Raw genomic sequence first — 18,090 nt, 5'->3', positions numbered from 1 at the left:
CATTGAGTAAGCAACAGGGGGCGGTCTGACCGCCCCTTTTTATCGTCCCTTTGAATGACGACACGCATCAATTGACACAGGTTATTCTGTCCGGACCCGGAAAAGCGATAAAACGATAAATCGCATGGCGAGCGTCACTCAACAGACTTCATCTCCAGCAGGGCATCGCCCGCACGTCATTTGTGATCGTGCTCTCTGGCTCGCGGAAAAGCCGGCCGGGAAGGCGAAGCAGGATGATTGCTGGCATGAGAACTTGTGGAATTAAGGAATCACACCATGGCTCCCTATTGGTATGTATCAGGCTTTTTACTGCTGCTTGCGCTGTTTGAAATCGCGCTAAAAAAAGACGAACGCACAAATCATATTCTGACCTGGCTGCTCTGCGTGGCCGCCATACTGTTGATTGTTTTCGGGGGGATTCGCGGTCTCGGCACCGGCATGGATGATTTCCAGTATCGGAGTTTCTTTGAAGACTTTGTCAGACGTATCGAGATTAACGGCTTCTTTAAAACCGTCGCATTTTTCCGTTATGAACCGCTGATTTTTGCGATCGCCTGGCTGACCAGCCTGTTTTCGCACAATGCCAGCATCTTTCTGTTTGTCTTCTGCGCCATTGCCGTTTTCATTAACACTTACTTTTTCCGGAAGATGTCACCCTATCCGGTGCTGGCGCTGATGCTCTATTCGGCGCACATCTTTATCAACAAAGACATCAACCAGATTCGTTTTGGCCTGAGCTCGGCGCTGTTCCTTGGCGTCCTGTGGTCGATCTATCTCAAGCGCTACTGGTGGGCGTTTGCCTTCTTCGTGCTGTCATTCACCAGTCACAACACCGGAATCATGGTCGTGACGCTGGTGCCGTTCCTGTTTATTCGTGACTGGCGCTGGTGGCCGGTGATCATCATCGTGGCCAGCCTGCCGCTCTCCGTCGTGGGCGGTTCCAGCTTTATTGCCCTGATTGCCGGACATCTGGGATCGCTGGGTGAGAGGGCGTCGGGCTATAACAATGACCCCTCTTATGCGATGGGTGGCAGTATCCTGGCGGTGTCGAACCTGAAAAACATCATGCTGGTGTTTGTGTTTTTCTATTTCATGCTGACCGATGAACTGAAGCGCGAAAATTACGCCCAGTATCGTCTTAACTATCTGCTGATTTTAAGTTTTGCCATCGGCGGCGCGATCAGGATCTTCCTGTACAACTTCCCATCCGGTTCGCGTCTGTCTAACTATCTGCAGCAGGTTGAACCGATCATCCTGACCTCGCTGATTTATCAGGCCAGACGGTCATGGAAACCCGCGCTGTTTGGCATGCTGGTGTTCTTCCTGCTCTATTACCTCTACTACAACACCATTTCAACCAAGCAGGCGGTGACCGGCTATGAAGTGGCGCGGGAGTTTTGGTTGATTCACTGATTACCGGGCGGCTGGACTCTCCAGAGAGGCAGCCGCCTGTCAGATCCCCGGTTTTTCTTCGACGGTTGTCGACTGAACTGTTTATTTTTTGAATTATTTTGATGAGGTGCTGGCCATGAAGGACATTCGTTTCTCTATCGTAATTCCGGCTTATAACGCGTCAGAATCGATTGTCACGACGCTGGATTGCGTTAAAGCTCAAACGTATCGCAATTTTGAGGTCATCATCGTTGATGATAAGTCGGCGGATGCCGCAGCGCTGGCGGACGTTGTTCGCAGCGAACGCTATCAGGAGCTGGATATCAATCTGGTGCTCTCTGAGGTGAAACTTAACGGCGCCGGTGCGCGCAACAAAGGCATTGAGCTGGCCACCGGCGACTATGTCAGCTTCCTGGACGCCGATGACGAGTGGGCCGCTGACAAACTGCAGCAGGTGAGCGAGAAAATCGCGCAGCTGGAGGGGCAGGGCAGACAGAAATTTGTCATCTTCAGTCAGGTCAATATCTATCAGGATGGATCGTTCCTGAAAGTGATGCCGATGCAGCCACCAGGCAAAAACGAAACCGTCGCTGAGTATCTGTTCGGCTGCTACGGTTTCATCCAGACCAGCACCATCGTGCTGAAGCGGGAAGACGCGGCAAAAATTCAGTTCGATACCCGCTATATCCGCCATCAGGATTATGATTTCTGCATTCGTGCCGACCGCATGGGCTATGACTTCGTGATGATTGCCGCGCCGCTGGCGAACTATCATCTGGTCACCAAATTTGGCTCCAAGCACAAAGGCGAATCGGTGAAATATTCGATGTTCTGGCTTGATACCATGAAGCCGCATCTGACCCCGCGTGATATCCACACCTACAAAGCCTTTAAGCTGCCGCTGCGCTACAAGATGGATGGCAAGTCGCTGATGGCGAGCCTGAGCTTTGCCCGCTACTTCTTCCTCACCAACAAAGATAACCGTGCCTATTTCATGAACCGGGTCAAAGACAAAGTCAGAGCACGTTTCGGTGGTGAGAAAGCGATCTCCTGACGCGCGGCGCGTCCCGCTCTGCTCCTGATATCAGGAGCCACTCTCTTTTCATTTAATTCAGGGTTGAAGATGAAGACTTCTGTTGGAACCGTTGGCATTGTGATGCCTATGTATAATGCCCGTCAGACGGTATTACGCGCCGTGCAATCGGTGATCAACCAGCACTATACCGACTGGCACCTCTATCTGGTCAACGATAAATCCACTGACGACTCGCTGGCGTTTGTGCGCGAGCACTGCCAGGACCCGCGCATCACCATTCTGGACAACGCGGTCAACATGGGCGCAGCAGAGACCCGCAACGTCGGGCTGCGTGCGGCCACGGAAGAGATCATCGCCTTCCTCGACAGTGATGATGAATGGCATGCGGATAAGCTGACTCAGCAGGTGGCCGCCATTGAGGCCGGTGATGATTTTGTCATTACCGAGTATCACTACAAAACCCGCAAGGCTGAGCACGACATCACCTACGGCAAACCTTATCTGCAGCAGGAAAATTTCGTGAAAAAGCAGTATCGCGTCTGCTTCTCTTCCGTCTGCTTCCGCCGCCCGCCTCAGGGACTCTTCTTCCAGCGCAAAGGGCACGAAGATTTCCTGTTTCTCTATGAGTTGTTCACCCGCTACAAGCAGGCACGCGTAATTCAGACGATTCTGGTCAACTATTACGAGTTAGGGGATTCCCTTTCACGTAATAAGAATAAAGCGGCCCAGTGGCACCTCGAATTATTAAGAATTATCTATAAAAACAATCCTTTAAAAATCTATTACTATTACGCCTGGTATATGGTGAATGGTGTGCTGTTTACCCTTAAGCATCGTTAAGCCCGTCGGCAGGATTGTCTTTAAAATTTGAGGTGGATAGCGTTTCATGAAAAAAATTGTCCTGGTGATCAAAGATGCTTACTCCTATGCGGGCACCGAGAACATCTGTAACTTTATGTCAGAATGTCTTGGCGAAACGCATGACGTCACCATCTACTCGCTGGAAGGCAGCGGAAAAACCTTCTACCCGTTTGAGCATGTCAAAGAGATTGTCAGCTTTGAAGGGCAGAGCAACCCCATCAAAAGCGCGGTTGCCCGAATCCATGAAGAGGGTTTCGACACCGTCTTCCTGATCAGCATGGGCCGCCTGAGCGTGATGTTCGCCTTCTGGAATCTGCTGCTGATGAAGAAGAAGCGTGGCAAAGCCTACGCCTGCGAACACATCGCCATTAACTCCTTCAGCAAACCGATTAAGTTCCTCAAGTTCCTGCTGCTGCGCTACTACGACCGCGTGATTGTTCTGACCGACAAAGATCATCAGGTGTTCAGCCGCTGGCGCATTCCCAGCATGCAAATCCCCAATCCGGTGGTTTACAAAGGCTATCAGCGCCAGACCCGCTCCCGTCAGGCGCTGGCCGTCGGACGTCTGGATAACCAGAAGGGGTTTGACCTGATGCTGGATATCTGGCGCGACTTTGCCAGAAAACACCCGGACTGGACGCTGGTGATTGCCGGTGACGGTGAACTGCGTCAGCAGCTGCACGATCAGGCGGCAGTGCTGGGGATCACGGACAGCGTGAAGTTTGTCGGCAAGGTCAGCAACATCAATGACTACTATCGCGACAGCGACATGGCGCTGATGACCTCCCGCTATGAAGGATTACCGCTGGTGCTGCTGGAAGCCAAATCCTGGTCACTGCCGGTCGTCGCCTACGACTGCCCGACCGGGCCTCAGGAGATCATCAACCACGGCGAAGATGGTTTCCTGGTGCCCATGAATGACAAAGCCACGTTTCTGGCGCGAATGGAGCAGCTGGCGACAGATGATGCGCTGCTCTATGCCATGAGCGAAAAAACGAAACAGACCGCGCTGAAATTCGACGGTAATCAGATCAAAAAAAGCTGGCTGTCATTGGTTTAACCGGAGCTGGAAACGCTCACTTGCGACGTGCCTCAGGGACACCGCCATGGCCAATGGCCTTATTGACTACGGGAATTGATGCATGAAAAGAAGAGAAGTGTTACAGACCGCCGCCTCCGCTCTGGTGGGGGCTCTCTCCGTGAGCACCTTTTCCAGCTACGCTGCTAAAAGTAACGGCATTGCCCTGAAACCGGTTGATGCCACCGCCGTGCCGAAAGGAGACGTGCCGATCCTGACGCCGGAAAATGTTTACGCGATGCCACCGCAGTTCTGGCAGAGCTTTGAGGGTAAGCTCTGGATTGGTAAAGCCGGTGTGGATGCCAGCAAGCCTGGCAACCAGATTCCGGTCTTCCTGCGTGACGCCAGCGGTAAGGTCTCCGAGATTGCTCAGCCTATCGCGTTGAACAAGGGCAACTTTGCGCAGTTTATCCAGGATAATGCTGCGCTGATTGCCGATCCTTCGCATTCGATGACGGTAGAAGATAATAACGGGCAGACTCTGTTTAACATCCCGGATGTCAGTCGCCCGGGCGCCGCTGATTTCAGTCAGCGCCTGTCTCAGCCGGCGGGTTATCAGCTGATTGGCGAGATCCCGTCCGTGGCGGAGTTACGCAAGACCCGTCCGCTGTTTGAAGGGGCTAAGATCAAACTCAAAAGCTGGCACGAAGGACGGGAAGTGGGCGGCGGCGAGTTCGTCGGCAGCTTCCAGCCCGCGCAGAATGATGGCGGCGTCAACTTTGCCGGTGACGGCTTTCACTGGCGTCGTGTGGTAGACGATTTCAACCGCCTGACGCTGTTTGATTTCGGTGCCATCGCCGATGGGAAAACTGATACGGCACCCGCCATTATGGCGATGTTCCAGTGGTCGCAGCAGGCGAACCAGCAGATCTGCGTTCAGTTCCCGGCCGGGACCTTTATGGTCTCCGCCTGCAACCTGGGCGACAAGTATCTCAACTTCTTCCGCATGTCCGGTGCGATGGTCAACTTTGGTTACTTCCCGGCGACCACCCTCGTTTCCGATGGTAAGTCAGAGTTCGTCTTCCAGATGAATGCCCGCCGGGTTGAGCTTTCCAACCTGATCTTCAACGGCAACAGCGATAAGAGTCCGAACCAGCAGGGCTTTTTCCATAACATCTGTCCGGGCGGACAATATTTCCGGGGTGCCTGCCTGCGCTTTAACGCCGTCGGCGGTACCGCGATCAGCCTGCAGGATACCCTCGATTGTAAAATCGACCAGTGGTACGCCTCCCGCTGCAGCGGCGACGTCATCAAGTCGGGGTGGTCAGGACAGAAGCAGGGCAAATGGGACCACAGCACCGCTATCGAGCTGTCGAACTTCAACGCGCAATACTGCCGTGGGGGCAAAGTCCTCAACCTGCCGCGCTGCGGTCAGTCGATTATCCACAACGGCTGGATTGAGCACTGTGACAACCCGGGCGATCTCTCCAACGGTCAGTGGATCGTTGATGCGCTGAGCCTGGAGGATTGTAAGAACCCGCTGATTGCCCACAACACGCGTCTGAATATGCGCCAGACCAGCCTGCAGTCGGGCAGCTGGATCGATAACTCGATGCAGGGCGATCGTCTGCTCAGCATCTGGGAGATGGGGTCGACCCGCGTTGAATCTTACGGCGTCGCGCTGGATGGCAGCCTGAAATACAACTACATCACCTCGCGCTGGCGTCTGGAGAACAACACCAACCAGGAGACCTGGTTTGATCTCGGCAGCCTCTACTCACCCACGGTGGGCGACTCCTGGGAGATCGAAATCTTTGGTCAGGCGCAGTTCAGCAACGGCAGCGGCGACAAGCCCCTGATGAACCTGATCAGCGACAAAACCACCGGTGGCCGCGCCGTGATCCACGTGCAGCGCAAGAAAGACCTCTCTGAAGCGAGCTGGTCAGCCGAAGGCAGCAGCCCGGTCCTCGATGTGCGCTATGTCGCTGAACATGACACCGACGTTCGCCTCTTCGTCAAACTGGCGGGCTGGACGCCATCGGCCGCCGTGCTGGTGAAAACCACCGGCAAGGATCGCTTTGTTACCGGTCGCTGTGCGCGCGTTAACGCGCGGATGGAGCCAGGCAATCCGCCGGCGGGCGATAAGACCAAACGCGCGCCGCAGCGCTTCAGTCTGCACAACGGCAAAGCGGGTGTCGGGGCCAACGAGCAGGGCGACCTGCTGATGGCGTCGCGTCCGCTTTCTGCCGACCAGGTCGATACCAGCAAGCCGGAAGGCTTTGTTTCCGTGGTCATCAACGGGAAACAGGTTGCCCTGCCTTACTTTGCCATTAAGTCCTAACCCTTGCATGACGGCCGCCACAACGGAGGCGGCCGGTTTTAACAGGAGCGGTACCTTTGGGTGCGTTATCCCGTAAGCATTATTTTGAACAGAGCTCATTTTGCCCATGACGGATCCGGGCGGCTTACAGAATTAAAAAAATTTATTCGGAGTTGTTATGAAAATTTTATTGGTGGGTAACCATACGTGTGGGAATCGTGGGGATGGCGCGATTCTTCGTGGACTGATTGATTCTATGAAGTCTGCACGCAGTGATTTAGACATTGATGTGATTAGCCGTTATCCAACCAGCTCCGGTTATCTGCTCCAGCAGGATATTCAGCAGGATGCGCTGTTTCTGCACAACAGCAAGTCAGGCAAAGGTCTGGTCGGTTCGTTTAAGCGTAAAGTCGCGAACCGTCTGATGCCCGACATCATGATGGCGCACCTGGGCAAGGGCGGCGTCTTTAAGTCGTTTGCCGTGCCACCGCACCTCAAAGCCTTTACCGAAAGCCTGGCGAAATATGACGCCATTATTCAGGTTGGCGGGTCATTCTTCGTCGATCTCTATGGCGTCACCCAGTTTGACCACGCGCTTTGTGCGCTGATGGCGAAAAAGCCTATTTACCTGATTGGTCACTCGGTGGGTCCGTTCCAGAACCCGCGCGTCAATGCGCTGGCGAACTTTGTTTTTGACCGCGTTAACAGCCTGGTTCTGCGTGAGTCGGTCAGCCTCGATCTGATGAAACGTGATGGCGTGACCAGCTCGAAAGTCGCGGCCGGCGTCGACACCGCTTTCCTGGTGCGCGCGCGGGAAGTGGAAAATCCGAGCCATAACCTGCTTCACTGGCAGGGGATTATCAGCAGCCGTAAAACCATCGCCATCACCGTGCGCGAACTGGCGCCGTTTGATAAACGTCTGGGCGTCACACAGAAAGAGTATGAAGCAGCCTTTGGTCGGGTGATCAATGCGATGATCGCAGAAGGCTACCAGGTCGTGGCGTTCTCCACCTGTACCGGCATCGACAGCTATGCCAAAGATGACCGCATGGTGGCACTGACCCTGCGCGATCACGTGGAGCAGCCTGAGCATTACCATGTCATCATGGATGAGTTTAATGACCTGGAGCTGGGCATCCTGCTGAGCCACTGCCATCTGACCATTGGTACCCGCCTGCACTCGGCGATTATCTCCATGAACTTTGGCACCCCGGCCGTGGCGATCAACTATGAGCACAAGTCGATGGGTGTGATGAACCAGCTGGGTCTGCCGCAGATGGCAACCGATGTGAAAAGCCTGATGGATGGCTCGCTGATCGACAAGGTGAAAAGTGTGCTTGCCGACTACGACAACATTAAGCTGAAGGTCAATACGGCCGTTGCGAATGAAAGGGAAATTGGCAACCGGATCACTGAAGAGATTCTCAAAGTATTAGGGTAATGTGATGAAACTGACTTTTTTCACCATGCGTTTCCCGGTTGCCTCTGAGACATTCGTTCTGAATCAGGTAACCCATTTTATTGATGCCGGTTACGAGGTGGAGATTATTTCAGTCTTTCCCGGCGATTTAGTGAACCGGCACGCCGCGTTTGATGAATATGGTCTGGCGGCGAAGACGCATTATCTGCTGCCGGAAGAGAAGATCTCGATTGTCGATAAGCTCAACCAGCGCATCAGGCTGGTGCTGCCGAACGTGACCAAACCGTCGCTGCTGCGTTCGCTGAACATGCGTCGTTACGGCGCGCAGTCCAGCAAGCTGCTGCTGCCGTCGATCGTGGCCAACGCGAAGCAGACCTTCACCGCGGATGTTTTCCTGGTGCATTTCGGCTATGCCGGTGCGCTGGCGAACAAGCTGCGTGAGCTGGGCGTACTGAAGGGCAAGCAGGCGACCGTGTTTCACGGCGCCGATATTTCCCGTCGTCACATTCTGGAAGAGCACAAGCTCGACTACGTCAACCTGTTCCGCCAGAGCGAACTGATGCTGCCAATCAGCCACCTGTGGGAAAACAAGCTGATTGAGATGGGCTGCCCGCCGGAAAAAATTCATGTGACACGCATGGGGATTGAGCCAGAGAAGTTTAACTTCCAGCCGCGTCAGGCATTTCACAAGCCGCTGCGTATCGTCTCGGTGGCGCGCCTCACCGAGAAGAAAGGGCTGGATGTGGCGGTGAAAGCCAGCGCCATCCTGAAGCAGCGGGGCGGTCAGTTCCAGTACACCATCATCGGCAATGGCGATCAGGATGAGATGATGCGTGATTTCATCGCCCGCGAGGGGATGGAAGATTGCGTCAGTATGCCGGGCTTCAAACCGCAGGAGGAGATCCGTCGCGCGCTGAGCGAAGCGGACATCTTCCTGCTGCCCTCCAAAACTGCCGCCGATGGTGACATGGAAGGGATTCCGGTTGCGCTGATGGAGGCGATGGCGGTCGGCCTGCCGGTGGTCTCCACCTTCCACAGCGGTATTCCCGAACTGATTGAGAACAACGTCTCCGGCTGGCTGGTGGAAGAGGACGATCCCGAGGCGCTGGCAGAGACGCTGCTTAAGCTCTCTGAGGGCGAAGTGGATGTGGCCCCGGTGGTCGCTGCTGCGCGGCATAAAGTTGAGACGGAGTTCAATCAGCATATCGCCTACGGCGAACTGGCACAGATTCTGGAGCGACTGGTGTGAGTGGATTTAAGTCACAGGCGATTTGGCTGTTTGGCAGCACCTGCTTTTCTGCGGTGCTGCAGGTTGCACAGCTGAGCTTTCTCGCCCGCAAACTGGAAACCCACGAGCTGGGACTGCTGGCCATCATCAACGCCATTCTGGCGGTGGCGGGTGTCCTGCAGGATATGGGGATGAGCAGTTATCTGGTGCATCGCCAGAACATCACCCGCCGTGAGCAGAGCACCATCTACTGGGTTAACGTATCACTCAGTCTCTGCACCGGCCTGATCATGCTGTTGATCGCTTTCCCGGTGGCCTGGTTCTATCACCTGCCAGAGCTGACGGGGCTGATCATGCTGACCAGTCTCAACTTCCTCGTGCTGGGACATCTGTCGCAGTACCAGGCGCACTACATCAAGACCAAGCGGATGGTGTCGCTGGCGAAGATTGAGATGGGCACCAAGCTGTTTGCCTTCCTCTGTGTGGTGGCAATGCTGGAGTTCACCTCACTGACCGTAGCGGCAGCGATTCTCGGCCTGTTCATCAATGCCTTTACCCGTATCCTCTGTATGATTGCATTGGGTGAGAAGTCATGGCGCCCTACCTGGGAGTTCGACAAAGCGACCTTCTTCGGGGCGATTCGCTACGGCAGCTACCAGCTTGGCTCCCAGACCATTAATCAACTGCGCACCCAGGCGGATGCGCTGGTGGTCGGTAAGGTGATGGGCGCAGAGATGCTGGGTGTCTACTCGCTGGCGAAAGAGCTGGTGCTGCAACCGCTGAAACTGGTGACGCCGGTCATCAACCGTCTGGCGCTGCCGCGCTTTGCTGAGAAACAGCACGATGCCGAGCAGCTGAAAAAGCTGTTCCTCAAGGGAACGCTGGGGATCATGCTGTTCAGCAGTGCCATGTATCTGGTCATTGGCATCTTCTCGCCGGTGATCGTCCGTATACTTTATGGCGCATCTCACGAGCAGGTTTACCACCTGATCCCGCTGATGCTGCTGTTCGGTATGCTGCGGCCGATGGGGGGACTGACCGGTGCCATTTCGCAGGCTAACGGACGCACCAACGTCGAGTTCTACTGGAACATCGTGGCGAGTATCGTGGTGCTGGGCGTGCTGGCGACCACCTTTATCTGGCCTAACGTACTCTATGTGGCGCTGACGCTCTCCATCTCGCAGATCCTGATCTCGGCACTGGCACACCCGTTCTTTATCAAGCCGGTGATTGGCATTCGCTTTATGCCCTATGCCCGGCAGTGGGTGGCGGTGTCGGTGGTCTTTGTCGGCCTGATGGTGCTGGTGAACCACTTCAATCTCTTCATCATGCCGGAGTGGTTTGAAGGCTGGCTGTAATCATCACACAGCGATATCAACGGGCGACCTCAGGGTGGCCCGTTTTCATTTATGGCTGGTCTCAGCCATGCAACGAACAGTGCTGCAGATCACAATAGCAATCTGCGATTACTGATTGTCTTTACTCAGTTTATGGTATCGCTGGCAATGGGCAAAATGCCGAATTTCTAAGTTATGACAGAGAGTTACTGTCCGCTTTTCAGATAAAGATTATACTTGCTCTTCCGGCCGATCCTGCATAATCGACCCACATCTTCATTTTATTAAACGGAATAAATATGACCAAGCTTAAAGCAGTAATCCCGGTTGCGGGCCTCGGTATGCATATGCTCCCTGCGACTAAAGCCATTCCGAAAGAGATGCTGCCTGTCGTCGACAAACCGATGATCCAGTACATCGTTGACGAATGTGTTGCCGCAGGTATTAAAGAGATCGTGCTGGTCACGCATGCATCGAAAAATGCGGTAGAGAACCACTTCGATACCACTTATGAACTGGAAGCGCTGCTGGAAGCGCGTGTGAAGCGTCAGCTGCTGAGCGAAGTGCAGTCTATCTGCCCGCCGGGCGTGACCATCATGAACGTGCGTCAGGCACAGCCGCTGGGTCTGGGCCACTCGATTCTCTGCGCCCGTCCGATGATCGGTGATAATCCGTTTGTCGTGGTGCTGCCGGATGTGCTGCTGGATGATTCCACTGCTGACCACCTGCGTTATAATCTCGCGGCGATGGTTGCCCGTTTTGAAGAGACCGGCCACAGTCAGGTTCTGGCACAGCATATGCCTGCCTCCGACCTCTCTGAGTACTCCGTGATCACCACCGAAGAGCCGATCAACAACCCAGGCGATATCAGCCGTATCACCAACTTTGTTGAGAAGCCGGAGCATCCGGCTGAGCTGAACTCTGACCTGGCTGCGGTAGGACGCTATGTGCTCTCTGCGGACATCTGGGCTGAACTGGAGCGCACTGAACCGGGTGCCTGGGGCCGTATCCAGCTGACCGATGCGATCGCCAGCCTGAGCAAAAACAAACCTGTTGATGTTTCACTGCTGACCGGCCACAGCTTCGACTGCGGTCGTAAACTGGGTTACATGCAGGCGTTCGTCTCTTACGGACTGCGTAACAACGCCCAGGGCCGCGATTTCCGCGAAGCGATTCAGAACATCCTGGCAAAACAACAGTAATTATTTTGCCGCGCACTGCGCGGCAGCTTACAAGGAGTGCACATGGCTATTTTGGTAACGGGCGGGGCAGGCTATATCGGTTCCCATACCGTACTGGCGCTGCTGCAGCGCGGTGATGATGTAGTGGTGCTGGATAACCTTTGCAATGCCTCACGCGAAGCGATCAACCGCGTTGAAAAGCTGGCGGGGAAGAAAGCGACCTTCGTCGAAGGCGACATCCGTGACCGCGCCTGCCTGCGCGACCTGTTTGCCTCAAACAGCATTTCCGCCGTCATTCACTTCGCCGCGCTGAAAGCGGTCGGTGAGTCGACGCGTATGCCTCTGGAGTACTACGAGAACAACGTCGCGGGTACGGTAGTGCTGCTGGAAGAGATGCGTAACGCGGGCGTCTGGAACTTCATCTTCAGTTCGTCTGCCACCGTTTATGGCGCGGATGCACCGGTTCCCTATGTGGAAACGACCCCGATTGGCGGCACCACAAGTCCTTACGGCACTTCTAAGCTGATGATCGAGTTCGTCATGCGCGACTTTGCTAAGGCAGAGCCGAAGTTTAAGGCGATTGCGCTGCGCTACTTCAACCCGGTTGGCGCGCATGAGTCAGGCGAAATCGGCGAAGACCCGACCGGCATCCCTAATAACCTGCTGCCTTACATCGCACAGGTCGCGATTGGTCGTCTGGAGAAGCTGGGTGTGTTTGGCGGTGACTACGATACGCCAGACGGCACCTGCCTGCGTGACTACATCCATGTGGTTGACCTGGCTGAAGGACACCTGAAAGCGCTGGACCATCTGAGCAAAGTTGAGGGCTACACCGCCTTTAACCTCGGCGGCGGTAAAGGCTTCTCGGTTCTGGAAATGATCAAGGCGTTTGAGCAGGCCTCCGGCAAAGCGATTCCGTTTGAGATCAAACCCCGTCGTGACGGCGACCTGCCTGCCTTCTGGGCGGATGCGTCCCTGGCGAACCGTGAGCTCGACTGGCGCGTGACGCGCGGCATCGATGAGATGATGCGTGATACGTGGAACTGGCAGAGTAAGAACCCGGATGGGTTTCGGTAGTTGAAAAAAGGCGAACGGAGGTTCGCCTTTTTTAATGTTTACATTGAAATATCTTATCGACCCTTTCTCACTATTCTGATTGTCTCGTCCTGGCACATCAGTAACCATCCCCTGCGTCAGTCAAGCGCTCATAAGTTGAACTAACACCTGTTAAACAAACGCATTTTATTCGTAATAGCCATACCTGAGTGATAGAATTTGCGATTGTTGAATGATAAACCCACTTAAACAATTTCATTAATAAAGTGATATCAATCAATGAAATGCTGATCGTGAAGCGAGTGCTCGGTATCAGCATAGTCATTCGTCTGAAGACAATCAGCATTGTGGGAGCTGTAACCCAGGGGCGGTAGCGTGCTCTGGACGCATATGATTGTCTGCATTTTATACAGGCACCCATGCCTCAGATAGCTTGTCAGGAATAAACACGTTATGAAGATACTTATCACTGGTGGTGCAGGTTTTATCGGTTCGGCAGTTGTCCGTCATGTTATTAACAATACGAATGATGAAGTTATAAACGTTGATAAACTGACTTATGCAGGCAACCTGGAGTCATTAAAAGACGTCAGCGACAGCTCCCGCTACACGTTCAGACAGGTTGATATCTGTGATGGACAGGCTGTCACTGACGTACTGAATGAATTTCAGCCTGATGCCATCATGCACCTGGCCGCTGAAAGCCATGTTGACCGTTCAATTACTGGTCCGGCAGAGTTTGTTCAGACGAACGTGGTAGGCACCTATGCTCTGTTAGAGGCGGCACGTCATTACTGGAGTGCCTTACCTGAAGCACGAAAAAATGCCTTCCGTTTTCACCATATCTCGACGGATGAAGTTTATGGTGATCTGCCGCATCCGGATGAAATGGATGGCGAGCTGCCATTGTTTACCGAAGAGACACCTTATGCGCCGAGCAGCCCTTACTCCTCGACTAAAGCTGCCAGCGATCATCTGGTTCGCGCATGGGGCCGCACCTACAAGTTGCCGGTGATTGTCACTAACTGCTCAAACAACTATGGTCCTTATCACTTCCCGGAAAAATTGATCCCGCTGATCATCAGCAATGCGCTTGAAGGCAAACCACTGCCAATCTACGGTAAAGGCGATCAGATCCGTGACTGGCTCTATGTTGAAGACCACGCGCGCGCACTCTATACCGTGGTGAAAAATGCAAAAACCGGGACTACTTACAACATCGGTGGCCATAACGAAAAGAAAAACATCGATGTAGTGCTGAAGGTCTGCGAATTGCTGGATGAGTTGCGTCCAAAAGCAACCCCGTATAGCGATCAGATTACCTACGTTCAGGATCGCCCGGGACACGATCGCCGTTACGCGATCGATGCTGCTAAAATTGAAAAAGATTTGGGCTGGAAACCGGAAGAGACCTTTGAAACAGGTCTGAAGAAAACTGTCGAATGGTACCTGAACAATTCACAATGGGTTGAGCATGTAAAGAGTGGTGCCTATCAGAACTGGATCGAACAAAACTACGAGAAACGTAGCTAATGGATATTCTGCTTTTTGGTAAGAACGGTCAGGTTGGCTGGGAGTTACAGCGTGCACTGGCACCGCTGGGTAATCTGATTGTCGTAGATCGTCACTCTACTGACTTCTGTGGCGATTTTGAAAATCCTGAGGGGATTGCAGAGACAGTTCGCAGAATCAGGCCAGCCGTTATCGTCAATGCTACTGCCTATACCGCAGTGGATAAGGCTGAGTCAGAAGAGGACAAAGCCCGTCTGGTCAATGCTACCTCAATTGATGCGCTGGCCAGAGCGGCCGAAGAAACGGGCGCGTGGTTGATTCATTACTCAACCGACTATGTGTTTGATGGATCGGGTTCTCAACCCTGGCGTGAAGACGATGCAACAGCGCCACTGAATGTCTATGGGCAGACCAAGCTGGAAGGGGAGCAGGCCATCGTCAGTAACATGACGAAATACCTCATCTTCCGTACCAGCTGGGTCTATGCCGCAAAGGGAAATAACTTCGCTAAGACTATGCTTAAACTGGCAAAAGATCGTGATGCATTGTCTGTGATTAACGATCAGTATGGCGCGCCAACTGGAGCAGAACTCATCGCGGATAGCACTGCTCACGCAATCAGAGTGGCGCTGGGTAACAGCAGCGTTGCTGGCATTTACCATCTTATTGCAGCAGGTGAGACCACCTGGCATGCCTATGCCACTAAAGTGATTGAGTTTGCGAAAGCACAGGGTGTTGAGCTTCAGGTTCAGACAATTAATGCGGTACCCACCAGTGCATTCCCGACACCGGCTAAACGCCCGGCTAACTCAAGACTGAATACAGAGAAGTTCCAGCAGGCTTTTGGTCTGACACTGCCGGACTGGTCTGTGGGCGTCGAACGTATGTTGCTTGAAACTCTTATTTAATAGCAGCAGGCCGCATAAGTGGCCTGTCCATTTAAGGTGATATTGTGAAAAAGAATAAAGGTATTATTCTCGCTGGTGGCTCAGGAACACGCCTCTATCCGGTAACGATGGCAGTCAGCAAGCAATTGCTCCCGGTCTATGATAAGCCGATGATTTACTACCCACTCAGCACGCTGATGCTGGCAGGGATCAACGACATTCTGATTATCAGTACGCCGCAGGACACACCACGCTTTGAAAGTCTGTTAGGTGATGGTTCCCAATGGGGCATTTCAATTCAGTATAAAGTACAACCAAGCCCGGATGGACTAGCTCAGGCATTTATCATTGGTGAAGAGTTCATTGGTGACGACTCAGTCGCGCTAATCCTTGGCGACAATATTTTCTATGGTCACGATCTCTACAAGCAACTTGAAGCCGCATCTATTAAAGAAAATGGAGCTACTGTTTTTGCGTATCATGTTACCGATCCTGAGCGCTATGGTGTTGTCGAGTTTGACAGCGAAGGTAAAGCGATTTCACTGGTAGAAAAACCTGAGCATCCCCGCAGCAACTATGCGGTGACTGGACTCTATTTTTACGATAATAAAGTTGTGGAAATGGCGAAAAATCTTAAGCCATCGCCGCGTGGAGAACTGGAAATTACGGATATTAACCGTATCTACATGGAGCAGGGTAAGCTTTCCGTATCGATAATGGGTCGAGGGCATGCATGGCTTGACACCGGTACGCATGAAAGTCTGATAGAAGCCAACAACTTTATTCAGACTATTGAAACACGTCAGGGGTTAAAAATCGCCTGCCCTGAAGAGATAGCATATCGCATGGGCTTTATTGACAGAGAACAGCTAAAAAATTTAGCTACACCCATGTTGAAAAACAAATATGGTCAATATCTCCTGGCTCTGTATGAAGGCAAGCTTTAATGAAGATTATTAATACTAAAATTGCAGACGTAAAAATTATTGAACCAGCAGTGTTTGGCGATGAGCGCGGGTTTTTTATGGAAACCTGGCAGCAGAAAAAATTTGACGAGCAGGTATCACCTCAGGTTTTCGTTCAGGACAATCATTCGCAATCTGAACATGGTGTTTTACGTGGACTACATTATCAAGTGGGAAACGATGCGCAAGGTAAATTGGTGCGTTGTGTCGAGGGTGAAGTTTTTGACGTCGCTGTAGACATTCGTTGCAATTCTCCTACTTTCGGTCAATGGGTTGGGGTAATGCTTAGTGCTGAGAACAAAAAACAGTTGTGGATCCCTGCAGGGTTTGCGCATGGTTTTCTGACAATCAGTGAAAGCGCACAGTTTCTTTATAAAACAACTAACTATTATGCACCTGCATCCGAGCGTTGCATTTTGTGGGATGATAAAGAAATTGGTATCGAATGGCCGAGCGTAAAGCAGATAAAATTGTCAGACAAAGATCTGAAGGGTTCAAATTTAAACTCAGCTGAGCTTTTTCGCTAATGAGTAGTCCGAATTTGACGGTCGCCGTATTAATCTGTACCTATAACGGAAGTAAATATCTAAGAAAACAAGTTGATTCGATATTGAATCAAACTCATCAATCCTGGGTGATTTTTGTTTCTGACGATGGCTCTACTGACGAGACGGTAAATATTCTCAAGGAATATCAGAGTAAAATTGGCGATGATAAGTTTCACATACTGAGGGGACCTGGAAAAGGTTTTTCATGGAACTTTCTTAATCTACTTGAGTCAGCAGGAGATAAGTTTTTTGCATACGCTTTTTGCGACCAAGATGACATATGGAAACCTAAAAAGCTTGAGACAAGCGTCAATTGGCTTTCTCAACAAGACGCGCAAAAGCCCACAGTGCATTGTGGGCGTACAGAACTGATTGATGAGCAGGATGCGACAATTGGTTATTCTCCACTTTTCGTAAGAACGCCATCGTTAAGAAACGCACTCATTCAAAGTATTGCAGGCGGCAATACAATGACGTTGAACCATAAGGCGCGTGAGTTAGTTATAATGACGCCACGCTGGACAGAAATCGTATCGCATGATTGGTGGATTTACATCTTACTTTCAAGTTATAACGGGATAGTTCACTACGATATGACACCGACTATCGACTACCGACAGCATACGAATAATATTGTTGGATCAAACACAGGGTGGTTTGCCAGAATAAAACGTATTTCTGGTTTGATGGACGGTAAGTTCCGCGACTGGATTGGAAAAAACATTAAAGCATTACAGTCCATGGAGATCGATCTTCCAGAGGAGAATGCCCAGTTATTGAATAAGTTTATTGAAGCCAGAAAAGCTCCATTAGTGAAACGCATTTGTCTTTTTAGAGAGTTGAAACTCTATCGGCAGACTCGCTATGGAACGATTGCATTCTATATAGCAGTTTTACTAAAAAAAATATAGAAAGCTAAAGGCTTCTGACATGAGCGATTTGATTTTTTGGACTATTGAAATAAAACGAATAAGAATTTTAAAATTCGTTTGGTACGAATCGCTTCTGTAAATTTAATGAGAAGGTTCAATGAAAAACACTCAGGTACTGGCCTCTAATTCAAAAGCAAATGTATCGCCCAAAAATATGGTTAAATCAATATGGATTAACCGCAGTCTGATATTTCAAATGGCGAGGCGAGAAATACTTAGCCGTTATAAGGGTTCATCACTGGGATTGATGTGGTCCGTAATCACTCCAATGGTAATGCTGGTAATTTATACCTTTTTGTTTTCAGTTGTATTTAAAGCAAAGTGGAATGTTGGGGGGGACGAATCTCGCTACGAATTTGCAATTGTGCTTTTTGCAGGACTATTAACACATACGTTT

At 51.9% G+C, this 18,090-nt stretch carries 16 protein-coding genes; all 16 read left to right on the top strand.

What is annotated here, in order from left to right; translation table 11 throughout:
• The first annotated feature begins 276 nt into the window (after nt 1-276).
• Nucleotides 277-1,413 (top strand): EpsG family protein, encoded by a 1,137-nt coding sequence (locus tag FJW00_RS02165; RefSeq protein ID WP_009089257.1) that lies wholly within the window; start codon nt 277-279, stop codon nt 1,411-1,413.
• Nucleotides 1,414-1,528: 115 nt separating this feature from the next.
• The gene (locus FJW00_RS02160; RefSeq protein WP_009089259.1) at nt 1,529-2,446 is read left to right on the top strand and encodes a glycosyltransferase family 2 protein; all 918 of its coding nucleotides are present in this window, start codon (nt 1,529-1,531) and stop codon (nt 2,444-2,446) included.
• A 69-nt stretch (nt 2,447-2,515) separates the two neighbouring features.
• Nucleotides 2,516-3,268: a glycosyltransferase family 2 protein gene (locus FJW00_RS02155; RefSeq protein WP_046102193.1), complete on the top strand. Its 753-nt coding sequence runs from the start codon at nt 2,516-2,518 to the stop codon at nt 3,266-3,268.
• A gap of 46 nt (nt 3,269-3,314) precedes the next feature.
• Entirely contained in the window at nt 3,315-4,349 is a 1,035-nt protein-coding gene (locus FJW00_RS02150; protein ID WP_009089262.1) for a glycosyltransferase, read from the top strand.
• Nucleotides 4,350-4,431: 82 nt separating this feature from the next.
• The gene (locus FJW00_RS02145; RefSeq protein ID WP_111208248.1) at nt 4,432-6,648 is read left to right on the top strand and encodes a phage tailspike protein; all 2,217 of its coding nucleotides are present in this window, start codon (nt 4,432-4,434) and stop codon (nt 6,646-6,648) included.
• A 157-nt stretch (nt 6,649-6,805) separates the two neighbouring features.
• Nucleotides 6,806-8,068 (top strand): colanic acid biosynthesis pyruvyl transferase WcaK, encoded by a 1,263-nt coding sequence (gene wcaK / locus FJW00_RS02140; protein ID WP_033736181.1) that lies wholly within the window; start codon nt 6,806-6,808, stop codon nt 8,066-8,068.
• 4 nt (nt 8,069-8,072) lie between these two features.
• A complete protein-coding gene (locus tag FJW00_RS02135) occupies nt 8,073-9,296 on the top strand; it encodes a glycosyltransferase (protein WP_009089267.1) in 1,224 nt (407 codons plus the stop codon).
• Complete coding sequence (locus FJW00_RS02130) at nt 9,293-10,633, top strand: lipopolysaccharide biosynthesis protein (protein WP_009089269.1); 1,341 nt, start codon at nt 9,293-9,295, stop codon at nt 10,631-10,633. The genes FJW00_RS02135 and FJW00_RS02130 overlap by 4 nt, the downstream gene beginning before the upstream one ends.
• A 278-nt stretch (nt 10,634-10,911) precedes the next feature.
• Nucleotides 10,912-11,814, top strand: coding sequence for a UTP--glucose-1-phosphate uridylyltransferase GalF (galF, locus tag FJW00_RS02125; RefSeq protein WP_009089271.1), 903 nt, complete (start codon nt 10,912-10,914; stop codon nt 11,812-11,814).
• A gap of 42 nt (nt 11,815-11,856) precedes the next feature.
• Nucleotides 11,857-12,870 carry a UDP-glucose 4-epimerase GalE gene (gene galE / locus FJW00_RS02120; RefSeq protein WP_009089272.1) on the top strand — a complete coding sequence of 338 codons (1,014 nt, stop codon included), beginning with the start codon at nt 11,857-11,859 and terminating at the stop codon, nt 12,868-12,870.
• A gap of 432 nt (nt 12,871-13,302) precedes the next feature.
• Nucleotides 13,303-14,382, top strand: a complete 1,080-nt coding sequence (rfbB, locus tag FJW00_RS02115) for a dTDP-glucose 4,6-dehydratase (protein WP_111208246.1) — start codon at nt 13,303-13,305, stop codon at nt 14,380-14,382.
• Complete coding sequence (rfbD, locus tag FJW00_RS02110; RefSeq protein ID WP_140922973.1) at nt 14,382-15,269, top strand: dTDP-4-dehydrorhamnose reductase; 888 nt, start codon at nt 14,382-14,384, stop codon at nt 15,267-15,269. The genes rfbB and rfbD overlap by 1 nt, the downstream gene beginning before the upstream one ends.
• Before the next feature lie 44 nt (nt 15,270-15,313).
• On the top strand, nt 15,314-16,195 hold the full coding sequence (rfbA, locus tag FJW00_RS02105; protein ID WP_140922971.1) for a glucose-1-phosphate thymidylyltransferase RfbA: 882 nt from the start codon (nt 15,314-15,316) through the stop codon (nt 16,193-16,195).
• On the top strand, nt 16,195-16,740 hold the full coding sequence (gene rfbC / locus FJW00_RS02100; RefSeq protein ID WP_140922969.1) for a dTDP-4-dehydrorhamnose 3,5-epimerase: 546 nt from the start codon (nt 16,195-16,197) through the stop codon (nt 16,738-16,740). The genes rfbA and rfbC overlap by 1 nt, the downstream gene beginning before the upstream one ends.
• Nucleotides 16,740-17,672 (top strand): glycosyltransferase family 2 protein, encoded by a 933-nt coding sequence (locus FJW00_RS02095; RefSeq protein WP_140922967.1) that lies wholly within the window; start codon nt 16,740-16,742, stop codon nt 17,670-17,672. The genes rfbC and FJW00_RS02095 overlap by 1 nt, the downstream gene beginning before the upstream one ends.
• A gap of 118 nt (nt 17,673-17,790) precedes the next feature.
• On the top strand, nt 17,791-18,090 hold a 300-nt coding region (locus FJW00_RS02090), incomplete at its 3' end, for an ABC transporter permease (protein ID WP_181405336.1).

The organism is Pantoea anthophila (genome assembly GCF_006494375.1).
Taxonomy (GTDB): Bacteria; Pseudomonadota; Gammaproteobacteria; order Enterobacterales; family Enterobacteriaceae; genus Pantoea; species Pantoea anthophila.
Note: the sequence above shows the minus strand (reverse complement) of the source record. Positions and strands in the feature narration are given on the sequence as shown.

Excerpts from the sequence above, each read along its gene's own strand:
- FJW00_RS02160 (WP_009089259.1), top strand. The coding sequence starts at position 1,529 with ATGAAGGACATTCGTTTCTCTATCGTAATTCCGGCTTATAACGCGTCA.
- galE (WP_009089272.1), top strand. The coding sequence starts at position 11,857 with ATGGCTATTTTGGTAACGGGCGGGGCAGGCTATATCGGTTCCCATACC.
- galF (WP_009089271.1), top strand. The coding sequence starts at position 10,912 with ATGACCAAGCTTAAAGCAGTAATCCCGGTTGCGGGCCTCGGTATGCAT.
- wcaK (WP_033736181.1), top strand. The coding sequence starts at position 6,806 with ATGAAAATTTTATTGGTGGGTAACCATACGTGTGGGAATCGTGGGGAT.
- FJW00_RS02150 (WP_009089262.1), top strand. The coding sequence starts at position 3,315 with ATGAAAAAAATTGTCCTGGTGATCAAAGATGCTTACTCCTATGCGGGC.
- FJW00_RS02155 (WP_046102193.1), top strand. The coding sequence starts at position 2,516 with ATGAAGACTTCTGTTGGAACCGTTGGCATTGTGATGCCTATGTATAAT.
- rfbD (WP_140922973.1), top strand. The coding sequence starts at position 14,382 with ATGGATATTCTGCTTTTTGGTAAGAACGGTCAGGTTGGCTGGGAGTTA.
- rfbB (WP_111208246.1), top strand. The coding sequence starts at position 13,303 with ATGAAGATACTTATCACTGGTGGTGCAGGTTTTATCGGTTCGGCAGTT.
- rfbC (WP_140922969.1), top strand. The coding sequence starts at position 16,195 with ATGAAGATTATTAATACTAAAATTGCAGACGTAAAAATTATTGAACCA.
- FJW00_RS02165 (WP_009089257.1), top strand. The coding sequence starts at position 277 with ATGGCTCCCTATTGGTATGTATCAGGCTTTTTACTGCTGCTTGCGCTG.
- FJW00_RS02145 (WP_111208248.1), top strand. The coding sequence starts at position 4,432 with ATGAAAAGAAGAGAAGTGTTACAGACCGCCGCCTCCGCTCTGGTGGGG.
- FJW00_RS02095 (WP_140922967.1), top strand. The coding sequence starts at position 16,740 with ATGAGTAGTCCGAATTTGACGGTCGCCGTATTAATCTGTACCTATAAC.
- FJW00_RS02135 (WP_009089267.1), top strand. The coding sequence starts at position 8,073 with ATGAAACTGACTTTTTTCACCATGCGTTTCCCGGTTGCCTCTGAGACA.